At 35.8% G+C, this 13,047-nt stretch carries 11 protein-coding genes; 9 read left to right on the top strand and 2 right to left on the bottom strand.

The features are described 5' to 3' along the window. Positions 1-20: 20 nt before the first annotated feature. The 5 genes from T323_RS0117980 to T323_RS0117960 all read left to right on the top strand — a co-directional run bounded on the left by T323_RS0117980 (position 21) and on the right by T323_RS0117960 (position 5,460). Positions 21-617, top strand: coding sequence for a YesL family protein (locus tag T323_RS0117980; RefSeq protein ID WP_026674524.1), 597 nt, complete (start codon positions 21-23; stop codon positions 615-617). 587 nt (positions 618-1,204) lie between these two features. Then, positions 1,205-2,545, top strand: a complete 1,341-nt coding sequence (locus tag T323_RS0117975) for an ABC transporter substrate-binding protein (protein ID WP_026674523.1) — start codon at positions 1,205-1,207, stop codon at positions 2,543-2,545. A gap of 93 nt (positions 2,546-2,638) precedes the next feature. Next, positions 2,639-3,550 carry a carbohydrate ABC transporter permease gene (locus tag T323_RS0117970; protein ID WP_373279345.1) on the top strand — a complete coding sequence of 304 codons (912 nt, stop codon included), beginning with the start codon at positions 2,639-2,641 and terminating at the stop codon, positions 3,548-3,550. A gap of 3 nt (positions 3,551-3,553) precedes the next feature. Beyond that, positions 3,554-4,387, top strand: a complete 834-nt coding sequence (locus tag T323_RS0117965) for a carbohydrate ABC transporter permease (RefSeq protein ID WP_026674521.1) — start codon at positions 3,554-3,556, stop codon at positions 4,385-4,387. An 80-nt stretch (positions 4,388-4,467) separates the two neighbouring features. Further along, positions 4,468-5,460 (top strand): glycoside hydrolase family 113, encoded by a 993-nt coding sequence (locus T323_RS0117960; protein WP_026674520.1) that lies wholly within the window; start codon positions 4,468-4,470, stop codon positions 5,458-5,460. Here the strand turns inward: T323_RS0117960 and T323_RS0117955 are convergent, their stop codons facing one another. Then, entirely contained in the window at positions 5,461-6,315 is an 855-nt protein-coding gene (locus T323_RS0117955) for an AraC family transcriptional regulator (protein WP_035179143.1), read from the bottom strand. It lies immediately after the preceding gene. 136 nt (positions 6,316-6,451) lie between these two features. On the opposite strand from T323_RS0117955, the gene T323_RS27055 reads away from it, so the two are divergent. The 3 genes from T323_RS27055 to T323_RS0117940 all read left to right on the top strand — a co-directional run bounded on the left by T323_RS27055 (position 6,452) and on the right by T323_RS0117940 (position 10,751). Beyond that, entirely contained in the window at positions 6,452-7,621 is a 1,170-nt protein-coding gene (locus tag T323_RS27055) for a glycoside hydrolase family 27 protein (protein ID WP_084309318.1), read from the top strand. A gap of 91 nt (positions 7,622-7,712) precedes the next feature. Continuing rightward, a complete protein-coding gene (locus tag T323_RS0117945; protein ID WP_245613745.1) occupies positions 7,713-9,080 on the top strand; it encodes an MATE family efflux transporter in 1,368 nt (455 codons plus the stop codon). Positions 9,081-9,413: 333 nt separating this feature from the next. Beyond that, positions 9,414-10,751: an ABC transporter substrate-binding protein gene (locus T323_RS0117940; protein ID WP_026674517.1), complete on the top strand. Its 1,338-nt coding sequence runs from the start codon at positions 9,414-9,416 to the stop codon at positions 10,749-10,751. Between the two features lie 485 nt (positions 10,752-11,236). Here T323_RS0117940 and T323_RS0117935 read toward each other — a convergent pair whose 3' ends face one another. Next, complete coding sequence (locus tag T323_RS0117935; RefSeq protein WP_026674516.1) at positions 11,237-11,446, bottom strand: hypothetical protein; 210 nt, start codon at positions 11,444-11,446, stop codon at positions 11,237-11,239. A 140-nt stretch (positions 11,447-11,586) separates the two neighbouring features. Between T323_RS0117935 and uxaC the strand changes: the two genes are divergently transcribed. Then, positions 11,587-12,993, top strand: a complete 1,407-nt coding sequence (gene uxaC / locus T323_RS0117930; RefSeq protein WP_026674515.1) for a glucuronate isomerase — start codon at positions 11,587-11,589, stop codon at positions 12,991-12,993. Positions 12,994-13,047 lie beyond the last annotated feature (54 nt).

Here is a 13,047-nt window from a genome sequence, read left to right as displayed (position 1 = left end):
TTTCGGAAAGGAGGGGAAAAGTGTTTGAGCTTCATTTTATTACAAAAGTATATAATTTAATTAAAGCAAGTTTGTTATTTTGGTTGTATTTATGCAAAGGTTTTGTTGTGTACGGATTTGTACCAGCTATATGTGGGATAGTGACTGTAATAGATACTATTGGAAAAGATAGTAAAGAAAATGAAGTGAGTGTAAGAGAACTTTATCGGGAAAGTTATGCTCAATATCAACATTTAACCCTCTTTTCATTTTTTGCTTCGATTTTTCTCATATTATCTTATGTTAGTTTATATTTTATCAATGCTACTAAAACAAATACAGTTACACTTCTAGTAACAATCATTCTTTTATATTTACTTGCGATTTTTATTGTTACGCTGTCGTATAGTATTTACTTTATTGTTTTTTTTAAAAAACAACCAAAACAAGCCTTTATTTATGGATTTTTAACAGCGGTAAAAAACATTTTTGTTTCAGTGATTTTGCTAGCGATCCTTTATGGTTTCTTTTATATCGCGACAATAAATTTGCTTTTATTTATCGTTAGTTTTCCGGCAGTTTATGGTTATATCATTGTTGCTTTATTAGGGAAAGTCAAAAGAATGGAAGTAAAGTAATAGAGTGAAAAAAGGACGCTTCGGTGTTCTTTTTTTGTTGTTTAAAAGAGGGAGTATAAACTTTTGGGCTAGCAGCGAAGGTATGAAAACTTATTTAAGAAGAGCGAAGGCTGCGCACCAGCGCACCTTCGCGTTTCACCCCAAGAAGAGCACTTGTGGTTCACTGTCAAAAGTGGGCAGGGATCCGCACTTCGCTTGAAACGAAAAGACGCTCCGCGTTTTTCTTATGGTAAGTAAGCGGCCATGAAAGACGTTATCTGTGAACATTGCTAGCGTTTTGGAACGTTGGTGGACACAGGAGCAGTTAATCATAATATAACGCTAGGAATAGAGTGGCTTTGGCGTGAATAAGTGCTCCTGTGGCCGCTAAAACATGGAAACCAGTATCATGTTCATAAATAACGGCTGCTCTGACCGCAAAAAAGAGATATGGGATGTGTTGGTTGTTATTCTTTCGATATCTGCCAAAATGAAAGAATATGTAATGAATAAAAAAAGAGATCAATTATTGACAAGAAAGCGGTAACAGGATATTATTAACTTATTACTTTAACGATAACTTAATATAAAACTTAGGGGGAGAAAATATGAGTAAGTTTAAAAAAGTAAGAGGATGGTTAATGGCTACGATAGCAGTCGTATCTTTAACGATGGTTGGATGTGGGGGACAAGGGGAAACACCAGTCCCAGAGCTTGGAGAAGATGGCGAGTTAATAAATGTATCACCGGATGAAATTGAAGGTGAGCTAACGGTGTTAATTCATCGAACAGATATCGTCGATACGGTTTTTAAAGAATATGCTGCACAATTTAATGAAACATACCCAAATGTAAACGTTAGTTTTGAAGCGATTACAGATTATCAAGGGCAAGTGAATATTCGAATGAGTACGAAAGAATATGGTGATGTGCTCATGATTCCGGATAATGTTCCAGTCGAAGATTTACCACACTTTTTTGAGCCGTTAGGAGCAACAGAAGAAATGTTAGAACAATATTTATTTGCAGACGATATGGCGTATCAAGGTGTGACGTATGGCATTCCGATTACAATTAATGCTAATGGGATTCTTTATAACAAGGATGTATTTGAAGCGGCAGGTGTAACTGGTGTACCAGCAACACCAGAAGCTTTTTTAGAAGCGTTACAAGCAATCAAGGAAAAAACAGATGCGATTCCTTTATACACAAATTATAGTGCAGGATGGCCATTAAATCAGTGGGAGCCAAACCGAACTTCAATTGCAGGCGATGCTGATTTTCCAAATCAATTAGTAGATACGGATCATCCTTTTGTAGAAGGACAACCACACCACACATTATATAAAGTGATGTATGATGTAGCTGAGCAAGGACTAATTGAAAACGACCCACTAACGACAGATTGGGAATCTTCAAAACAAATGATGGCAGATGGCAAAATCGCCACGATGGTATTAGGTTCATGGGCGATTACACAAGTGCAAGAATTAGCTTCAGATCCAGATTCAATTGGATACATGCCGTTTCCTTTTACACAGCCAGACGGAACGATTTATTCCGCGGTTGCAGCTGACTTTAATATCGGTATAAATGTAAATTCAGCAAATAAAGATGCTGCTCGTGCATGGGTAGACTATTTTATTAACGAATCAAATTATGCAGTAGACCAAGGTGGGATTTCTCCAGTAGTAGGAGAAGATTATCCTGAAACACTTGCCTCATTTGAAGAGTTAGGGGTTGAATTCATTTCAGAAAACCCTCACCGCGAAGGGGAAGAAGGTTTCTTAGATATGATTGATAATGAATCAGAAGTAGGTTTATGGGTAGAAGGTTTTAAACAAAGGATCATTGAAGCTGGAATCGGAAATCGTGCAGAAACGTTTGAGGATATTACAAATGAATTAAATGAAAGATGGGAAAATGGAAGAGTAAGAGTAGTCGATTAAGGGGTAAAGGGGGGACCCCCTTTACCATCTTTATAAGGAAAGCGTCGAGGAACGAATGGGGGGATTAAAGTGGGGAGTCTACCAGAAAATGAGCTGAAATCTAGTCATTCTAAACGAAAGCGATTCAGCTTGAGAAATCTTAATTATAAACAACAACGGATTTTGATTATCGTTAGCTTTTCTGCAATACCTTTGTTGTTATTATTAACTTTTTCTTATTTACCATTAATGAATATGGTTTACTATAGCTTTCATAAATGGAATGGAATTAGTCCTACAATGACGTTTGTTGGACTTGAAAATTACACGCAAATCTTTACGAGACCTGAATATTTTGCTGTTTTTACCGTGAGTTTATATTACTTTTTTGCAACCTTTATTCAAATGGGTTTAGCCCTTTATTTTGCAACGATTTTAACTTTTAATGTTCGATTTAAAAACTTTTTTAAAGGAGTTTTATTTTTTCCTTATTTATTAAATGGAGTTGCCATTGGGTTTATCTTTTTATTCTTTTTTAGACCGGATGGTACACTTGATGCTATTTTAGGTTTAGTTGGATTAGGAGAGTATGCGCAACTTTGGTTAGGAAATCCGGATTTAATTAACATTTCCTTAGCGGGAACATCTGTATGGAGATACATGGGTTTCAATTTTATTATTTTTCTAGGAGCTATTCAATCTATTTCGGGAGATATTTATGAAGCAGCTGATATTGACGGAGCGAATAGTTGGCATAAATTTAGATATATTATTCTCCCGAGTATTCGTAGAATCGTAGAATTAAATTTAATCTTGGCGGTCAGTGGTGCAATTAGTGTATTTGAAATCCCTTACATTATGACAGGTGGCGCGAACGGTAGTGCGACATTTGTTATTCAGACGGTCGACACAGCCTTTAAGTTTAATAAAGTAGGGTTAGCATCAGCAATGGGGATTGTTTTACTTATCATTGTTATCTTTATTACATTGCTCCAACGATTTTTATTTAAAGAAAAGGAGGCGTAAAGCATGAAACATCCTAAATATCTACTTGCTGATATTTTTAAATACGGGTCATTGGTGATAGGTGTTCTTATTGCACTAGTTCCCATTGTTGTTGTGCTTTTTGCGTCATTTAAATCGCCAAATGAATATGCAACAACGGGTCCGCTTACCCCTCCGCAAAATTGGTTGAACTTTGAAAATTATAGCCGTGCTTTTTTTGAAGGGAATATGTTATTAGGCTTTATTAACACAACGATTATTCTCATTATTTCTATCGTCTCTGCGATTATTATAGGAACGATGATTGCTTATGTACTAAGTCGATTTAAATTTTGGGGAAGCAAAGTATTAATTGGATTATTTCTACTAGCTGCTTTAATTCCGGCTGTAACAACACAAGTAGCAACATTCCAAATTATAAATGAGTTAGGTTTATTTAATACAAGATGGGCAGTCATTATTATCTTTATGAGTACAGATATTATAGCCGTGTATATCTTTTTGCAGTTTCTTGACCGTGTCTCGGTTTCTTTAGATGAATCTGCAATGCTAGACGGGGCTTCTTATTTTACAATCTATCGAAAAATCATTTTGCCACAGCTTAAACCAGCAATGGCGACCGTCTTTATTATTAAAGGTGTTGCGATATATAACGACTTTTATATGCCGTTTCTTTATATGCCAAAACCGGAATTACAAGTGGTGTCCACAGCTTTATTTAGGTTCCAAGGGCCGTATGGTTCTCAGTGGGAAGTGATATGTGCTGGGATTATTATCGTTATTATCCCTACTTTAATAGTGTTTTTAGCATTACAAAAATACATTTACAATGGCTTTACAGAAGGATCAGTCAAATAGTAGAGAATAACATCTATCAATGGTTTCAATTATCACTCATAGAAAAATAAACAGCTATGACTAGAATGGAGTGAAAGAGTTTGAAAGAATTCTTTATAAAAGGTATGACTTATGGTTGGAATACAACACGAGGTGCATACAGAACACAAGAAGCGGTTGAATCTTTGAAAATGTTAAAAGAAACCGGTAGTGAATGGATTGCATTATCTTTTTTCACTTATCAATCTTCTTTTTCAGCTACAGATATTACGTTTGATTATGGGTTTACGATGACGGACCGTGATATTGAATTTGCTGTAAAAACAGCGAAGGACTTAGGATTAAAGGTTTGTTTAAAGCCAGTTGTTAATTCGAAAGATGGACTTTGGAGAGCAAGAATTGGTTTCCCTGATGATGCGATAGATTACTGGGATCGTTGGTTTACTTCTTATACAAACTTTTTACTTCATTATGCTGAACTTGCCGAAGAGCTAGGCTGTGACATGTTTTGTGTTGGTTGTGAAATGATTAATACAGAATCGAAGACGACGTATTGGAAAGAAGTGATAAGTAAAGTTCGTAAAGTGTATAACGGACCGCTTATTTACAATGCGAATCATGGGAAAGAAGATGGAGTAGATTGGTTTTCTGACGTGGATATTATTGGTACAAGTGCATATTATCCTGTTGCTACTAAGGCCGGGGATACTGAAGATACAATGATTAAAAATTGGTTGAAAGTGAAAGAAAAAATGGTAGCACTACACAAAAAGTTTAATAAACCGATTTTATTTGTAGAAATAGGTTGTAGAAGTGCTGCTGGATGTGCGACAATGCCTTGGGATTTCGAACATACAGAACTTCCTTTTTGTGAAGAGGAGCAAGCTGCTTTTTATAGCTCAGTATTAAAAGTGTTTTGGAATGAGCCGTGGTTTGCTGGCTTTTTCTGGTGGGACTGGAGTACAAAGCTATATGCTAAAGAAGAAGCACATAAAAATGTAGGTTTTGATATATACGGAAAAAAGGCAGAGCAAGTGTTAAAGCAATGGTATCGCAAGGGTGTAGAGAAGGTAACAGAAGAAGAGACGGCATAGTCACGTCTCTTCTTCTCTATTATGGTTTCGGTCTGAACGGTAATGTTTAGGTGAAACACCTTGTATTTTTTTGAAAGACTTAGAGAAAACGAGCGGGTCTTCGTATCCGACAGACCTTGAGATGTCACCAACAGAAAGAGAGGTCGTATGTAATAAAGTACAAGCTTTTCCAATCCGATATTGAATAAGGTACTCCTGAATACTTGAATTAACAAAGGACTTAAATAGTGAGTTAAGGTAACTTCGGTCAAGACCAATAAAGCGTGAAATCTCTTCCACAGTTATTTTATTGGCATAATTCATTTCAATAAATTCAATGGCCTTCTTTACATAGAGCTCTTTAGGGTTGTTTTTCTTTTGACTGGTGCTAGTCGATAAATGATTCGTCTCTTTTAAAAGAGAAAGGATAGAATAAAGGGTACTTAAACCTCTTAACTCCAATGTAAATGTTTCTTTTTCTTTAGTACGAATGAGTTCATCAAATAAATAGGATAAATGATTAATTTTATGATAAACAAAGGTAGGACTTTGCGCTGACAATTTAGCTTGAGCTAAAATAGCTTCAGCTTGTAGCCCGTTAAAGCCGATCCAATAGTATTGCCATGGATGTTCTTCGGATGCTTCATAATAAGAAACTACATTAGGACATATAATGAAACCTTCTCCTTCCTTGAGATGATAAACCTCATTTTCTGTTTTGAAAAGCCCTTCTCCTTTCGTTACATAATGGATTAAATAATATTCCCTCATAGCGGGACCATGGAAATGCCGAGGTGAACATTGTTCTTTTCCAAATTGAGTAACGTGCAAATCAAGGTATGGTAGACTTTTCGGAAGGTAGACTAAAGTTTGCATTTTTACCTCCTTGTTCATTAATATATCTAGCATTATACCATATATAAAGGTCATTATGACATATGAATGAGAAAAGTATCCATGTACACTTATAAAGTAAACGATAAAGTAATGAAAATAAGGAGGAGATTGTCATATGTCAAGTTACTCAAAAGAATTTGGGAAAGATTTAGCGCTCACACCACCAATGGGGTGGAATTCTTTTAATACATTTGGGTGTGAACCGACCGAGCAGTTAATTAAAGAAAGTGCAGATATGATGGTATCATCTGGATTAAGGGATGCAGGTTATGTGTATATCAATATTGATGATGGTTGGATGGCTGATGAAAGAGATAGTGAAGGTAATTTAGTACCAGACCCTGCAAAGTTTCCGAATGGACTTAAAGTGGTTACTGATTATATTCATGAAAGAGGATTAAAAGCTGGTACGTATTTAGGGTGTGGGCAAAAAACGTATGGTGAAAAACCTGGTAGCCTAGGATATGAAGAACGTGATGCCAAGTTAATTGCAGACCAAGGATTTGATTTATTGAAATATGACTTCCGTGCTCTTCCTGGAGATCCGGAAGGTAGACATGTGAAAACGGATTATATAACGATGCGTGATGCCTTAATAAAAGCGGGTAGAACGATGTTATTTAGTATTTGTGAACATGGTACTTCAGACCCTTGGACATGGGGAGCGGAAGTTGGCCATATGTGGCGAACGACTCCAGATATAAAAGATAGCTTTGATGAAGATATTAACTGGGGATGGTCGTTGAATCATATTATCGATCATACACATCATTTGCATCAGTATGCTGGTCCTGGTGGATGGAATGACCCTGATATGCTCGTTGTCGGATGTAACGGTACAACTGAATGGATGGGGCCAGGTTGTACGCCGTTAGAATACCGAGCTCATTTTAGTATTTGGTGTTTATCTGCAGCCCCATTATTAATCGGGTGTGATATTAGAAAGATGGATGATGCGACAAAAGAGACGTTAATGAACAAAGAAATTATATCTATTAATCAAGATTCCCTTGGAAAACAAGGTTATATTATTAAAAAGGAAAACGGCGTTGATTATTGGGTGAAAGAGCTAGAAGGAGGGCAATTTGCGGTCGGATTATTTAATCGAACAGAAAGCGCAGTCGAAGCAGAAGTCGATTTGCATGAATTGCCGGTTAGTCAGACTGATACGTTTAGTGTGAAAGATATTTGGGGGAATGTCGATTTAGGGAACGTTCATAATACGCTCATTAGGTCAGTTCGTTCTCATGAATGTGTCGTATTAAAGTTAACACCTCGTAAATAAAAGAACAGGGTTCCCTGTTCTTTTTTTCGATGGAGGTATTCTATGGCTTTTTCAAAAATGAACAATGTAGATGTCATCGGAGGTAATCTTAATGGAGTTGGACCAAAAAAAGCATTTTTATAAGCGGATGGCTGCTTTGTCGATTCCGATCACTATACAATTTTTTTTGACAGCTGCATTAAATATGGTCGATTCTTTAATGGTAGGTCAATTAGGAGCAAATAGTATAGCGGCGGTTGGAGTAGCGAACAAAATTACAGTTGTGTTACTTTTAATTTTTCAAGGGTTTGCTAGTGGCGCTGGTATATTCGCTGCTCAATATTGGGGTAAGAAAGATAAGGTGGGAATTAGTAAAATAGGGATTATCACAATCGCAATTATCTCGTTTTTCGCCATTGTTTTTACTTTATTTGTTTTCTCATTTCCAAGTCAGCTTATTGGAGTTTTTACATCAGATGGTGAAGTGATTGAACAAGGATCTAATTTTATCACTTTACTTGCTATTAGTTATTTCTTTACAGGGATAACGATTGTTATGACAGTTCTATTACGGTCGATGGGTGAAGTTAGAAGTCCGATGTATATTAGTATATTTGCTATTGCATTAAACACAGGGCTTAATTATCTTTTTATATTTGGGCATTTCGGATTTCCTGAAATGGGAATTGAAGGAGCGGCAATTGCAACAGTGATAGCAAGAGTCATACAAACGATTTTAATGGGAATTATCAGTTATCGGTATGAATTGTTTTCTAATGTTAAAGGATTAACGATTAGAGAGGTTTTAGATGTTGGATTAATTAAGAGGTATGTTACAGTTTCGGTCCCATCGATTTTAAATCATATATTTTGGACACTAGGAGAAACGACATATTTCTGGGTTTATGCTCAGATGGGGACGGCTCAGCTTGCTGCAGTAACAATCATTGACCCGTTGTTAATGTTATCGATGGCTTTATTTATTGGGCTAGGGGATGCTTCATCAGTCATGGTTGGAAATAGTATTGGGGAAGGGGATGAAAAAAAGGCGTTTGATTATGGTGTGAAGTTTTTAAAAATAACAATCGTCATTTCGATACTTGTGTCCTCAGTTATTCTTGTCATATCTCCTGTGTTTGTAAGTTTTTACAATATTCCTGACCAAGCAGCTGACTATGCAGTTGCGGTTTTAGTTGTCTATGCATTTATTATCCCATTTCGGATGTTAAACATGGTTAATAATATAGGGATATTAAGACCAGGAGGGGATACAAAGTTTGTGATGTATTTAGACTTACTTGGTGTTTGGTTGGTAGGATTGCCGTTAGCGTTGCTTGGTGTCTATCTTCAATATCCTATTTATATTATTTTTTTACTAGCAAACACACAAGAGATCGCTAGAGTGATTTTTGGGTTAAAACGAACGTTGTCAAAAAAATGGATTAAAAGTGTTGTGAATATAAAGCAAAAAACCGGATAAATGATAAGTTAGGAAGAAGATTAAAAAGGGGGATAAAATCATTCCCTTTTTTATTTTTTAATAATTGACATCGCTTACAAAACATTATAATATAAACTTATAACTTAAACGATAAGTTAAATAATCATAATATGTGAGGTGATAATAAAGTATATTAATCAACTGATTACCTGGAAAAAATAAAATTTACTTATTTTCCTTTCTTTTATTCCAATTAATAGAAATACAGGTAATCAAAATAAAGTAAATATGTTTTTAATATGATAGTGAGTAAGTTTTTGAGAATGGTTATTTCTTTATCGATTACTTAAATGAATGTTAGGGGGAGATTACATGAAAGTAAAAGGCTGGTTGTTTATCGTGCTAGCAAGTTTGTTAGTCTTTGTCACTGCGTGTGGAGGGCAAACTACGACAGAACCAACGACAAATGATGAGACAGAGACAAAAACAGAAGAAACTGAAATGAAACCAGAAGATGTAAGCGGTGACATTACGGTACTTATTCACCGAACAGATATTGTTGATACAGTTTTCAAAGACTATGAAAAACAATTTAATGAAATATATCCTAATGTAAAGTTAAGCTTTGAAGCGATTACAGATTATCAAGGACAAGTCAATATTCGTATGAGTACAAAAGAATACGGAGATGTTCTTATGATTCCAGATAATGTCCCAGTAGAAGATTTACCTCATTTCTTTGAACCGCTCGGACAAACAGATGAAATGTTAGAGAAATATTTATTTGCTGATGATATGGCATATGAAGGTGTTTCTTATGGAATTCCAATTACAGTTAACGCACAAGGAATTTTATATAATAAAGATGTGTTTGAAGAAGCAGGAGTTACTGATATTCCTTCAAGCCCTGAACAGTTTATTGACGCATTACAAGCAATTAAAGCCAAGACAGATGCGATTCCTTTGTACACGAACTATTCTGCAGGATGGCCATTAGACCAATGGGAGCCAAATCGTCTTTCTATTGCTGGGGATGAGCAATTTGCTAATCATTTAATTGACACGGATGCCCCGTTTGCTGAAGGTGAACCACATTACATCTTATATAAAGTTATGTATGATGCAGCAAACCAAGGTTTAATTGAAAGTGACCCATTAACAACAGATTGGGAATCTTCGAAACAAATGATGGCGGATGGAAAAATTGCAACAATGGTTCTTGGTTCTTGGGCGATAACGCAAGTGCAGGAATTAGCTAGTGATCCTAATTCGATTGGATATATGCCATTCCCTTATACGCAACAAGATGGTACAGTGTATTCTGTAGTAGGCGGAGACTTTAACATCGGGATTAATGCTAACTCTCAACACAAAGAAGCAGCAAGAGCTTGGTTAGATTGGTTCATTAATGAATCAAATTATGCCATTGACCAAGGAGGAATTTCACCAATTGTAGGTGAAGATTATCCTGAAACATTATCAGCATTCCAAGAACTAGGCGTGGAGTTTATTTCAGAGGCTACTCATAGAGAAGGAGAAGAAGGCTGGTTAGATATGATCGATAATGAAAGTGAAGTAGGATTATGGCAATCTGGATTTAAACAACGTATTATTGAAGCGGCTATTGGAAATCGTTCAGAAAGCTTTGATGACATTATGACTGACTTAAATAGTAGCTGGGAAGCGGCAAGAGCTAGAGTAGTAGAATAAGCAAAATAGAAGTGAGTCTCTTTTAGTACTAGGGGCTCACTTTTGATTTCTTAACATAAAAGAAAAATTTTGGTATAGCAGTGAAACTTTGAAAGCTTATTCTATAAACGAAAAGACGCTCCCTTATTTTTTATTAAAGGGGGGCGTTTGAATTGTGTGTTATAGGGTTCGATAAGGACAATACAGAGTGGTTTTGAGTAAGAAGTGTCTAATAGAAGGGTTCTATTGGACAAAACGAGAGTAAAAGCGAAGAGAATTGACTAAGGAATCGTAAATGGAGCAATTGGTCGTCAAAGCGAAAAAGGGGTTCGGAAGCCTTTTGTTATTGTTTTGTATGATAGAATTGGTGGAGTTGTTGTTGTAATCATTGTTTCGCAAAGGAATAAAGCTGTTGGTCGAGAGTAGTATTGGCATAATCATGTCGAGCATGTGTTTTTCCTATTTTGTGAATTGGAGTTTTTCTTTAACTTATTTAGCTTTTTATATTAGGTTTGGGTCAAGCCAAATCGTTGTTTCATCAAAAATAACGACTCATTAAATTCTTCGGTTATTCCGACAACAGAAAAGTGTGTTTCGATATTTTTCACCACTTTCTGTAAATCTTGTTCAGTTAATGGATATCCGAGTTGGCCTGAAAGAAAACGGGTTTGTAAATTCATATTCGTTAGTTGACTTTGATATTGTTCGAGGGTCATATTTTTTATGTTTTTTGTTCATAGAACAGGAAATTTCGATTGTAATAATAGGAAATTTAAGGTAAGATAATAATTAGTGACACAACCTTTTCAATTTTCTAATACAAAATAACAACGTTGTTATTTTTAGGAGGGTTATAATGAAAACATCGTTTATTCACGAAGATTTTATGTTACATAATGACGCTGGGAAAAAATTGTATCATGACTTTGCGAAGGCTATGCCAATTTATGATTATCATTGCCATTTAAGTCCGAAAGACATTGCGGAAAATCGCTCTTTTTCAAACTTATACGAAATTTGGTTAGAAGGAGACCACTATAAATGGAGGGCGATGCGAACGTTTGGGGTAGATGAGCATTTCATTACAGGTAATGCAACAGATAAGGAAAAGTTTGAACAATGGGCAAAAGTCGTTCCCCATACTGTAGGTAATCCGCTTTACCATTGGACACATATGGAGTTAAAGCGTTATTTTAATCTGGATATTCTCCTAAGTGAAGAAACGAGTGAAGAAGTGTGGCATCATTGCAACCATCTACTGGAGCAGGAAGACTTTACGACACAACAGTTATTAAATCGATTCAAGGTAGAGGTTGTTGGTACGACCGATGACCCCGTTGATTCATTGGAACATCACATTACCATAAAAAATAGTGAAGCTATAACAACAAACGTTGTGCCGACATTTCGTCCCGATAAAGCCGTTGAAATTTCCCGTCCCCAATTTAAAGAGTATATTGGAAAACTTGGAGAAGCTGCGAAAATCTCAATTAAAGAATATGAAGATGTATTAACGGCTCTTGAAAAACGAGCACAATTTTTTAATGAAGTCGGTTGCCGTATTTCTGATCATGGCATTGAAAATGTTCCGTTTGAACCGTGTACTTATGAAGAAGCATCTCGTATTTTTACGAAAGCATGGAATGGAGAAACGATTTCAGTTCAAGAAGAAATGAAGTATAAAACGTATACTCTTCTTTATTTAGGAAAACTGTATGCTTCTTTAGGATGGGCGATGCAGCTTCACATTGGAGCGATTCGAAACAACAATGAGAGAATGTTTGAAACATTAGGTCCAGATACAGGGTTTGATTCCATTCATGACCTCCCATTAGCGAAATCATTAAATGGTTTTTTAAATGAGCTCGACAAACAAAATGAATTACCAAAAACGATTTTGTATCATCTAAATCCGATTTATAATTATGTGATTGGTACAGCGATCGGAAATTTTCAAGGAAGTGGTATAAAGGGGAAACTGCAATTTGGCTCAGGCTGGTGGTTTAATGATCAAAAAGATGGAATGGTTAAACAAATGACTGACTTAGCAAACTTAGGGTTGTTAAGTAGTTTTATTGGAATGTTAACCGATTCGAGAAGCTTTCTTTCGTACCCTCGGCATGAATATTTCCGCCGCATATTATGTGACTTACTTGGGACTTGGATCGAAAAAGGCGAAGTACCAAATGATGAACAATTAATTGGAAAGATGGTTCAAGATATAAGTTTTACTAACGCGAAAAACTATTTTTCTATTAAATAACACGATGTGACTTTCATCATTAGCAATTTACGTAAGTTATCGCACGCGACTTTC

The sequence above is a fragment of the Alkalihalobacillus bogoriensis ATCC BAA-922 genome (assembly GCF_000621445.1).
Classification (GTDB): Bacteria; Bacillota; Bacilli; order Bacillales; family Bacillaceae_F; genus Bacillus_AO; species Bacillus_AO bogoriense.
Note: the sequence above shows the minus strand (reverse complement) of the source record. Positions and strands in the feature narration are given on the sequence as shown.

What these genes read in the sequence shown, in the direction of transcription:
- T323_RS0117945 (WP_245613745.1), top strand. Translation starts at nt 7,713, where the DNA reads ATGGAGTTGGACCAAAAAAAGCATTTTTATAAGCGGATGGCTGCTTTG.
- T323_RS0117975 (WP_026674523.1), top strand. Translation starts at nt 1,205, where the DNA reads ATGAGTAAGTTTAAAAAAGTAAGAGGATGGTTAATGGCTACGATAGCA.
- uxaC (WP_026674515.1), top strand. Translation starts at nt 11,587, where the DNA reads ATGAAAACATCGTTTATTCACGAAGATTTTATGTTACATAATGACGCT.
- T323_RS0117935 (WP_026674516.1), bottom strand. Translation starts at nt 11,446, where the DNA reads ATGACCCTCGAACAATATCAAAGTCAACTAACGAATATGAATTTACAA.
- T323_RS0117940 (WP_026674517.1), top strand. Translation starts at nt 9,414, where the DNA reads ATGAAAGTAAAAGGCTGGTTGTTTATCGTGCTAGCAAGTTTGTTAGTC.
- T323_RS0117965 (WP_026674521.1), top strand. Translation starts at nt 3,554, where the DNA reads ATGAAACATCCTAAATATCTACTTGCTGATATTTTTAAATACGGGTCA.
- T323_RS0117955 (WP_035179143.1), bottom strand. Translation starts at nt 6,315, where the DNA reads ATGCAAACTTTAGTCTACCTTCCGAAAAGTCTACCATACCTTGATTTG.
- T323_RS27055 (WP_084309318.1), top strand. Translation starts at nt 6,452, where the DNA reads ATGTCAAGTTACTCAAAAGAATTTGGGAAAGATTTAGCGCTCACACCA.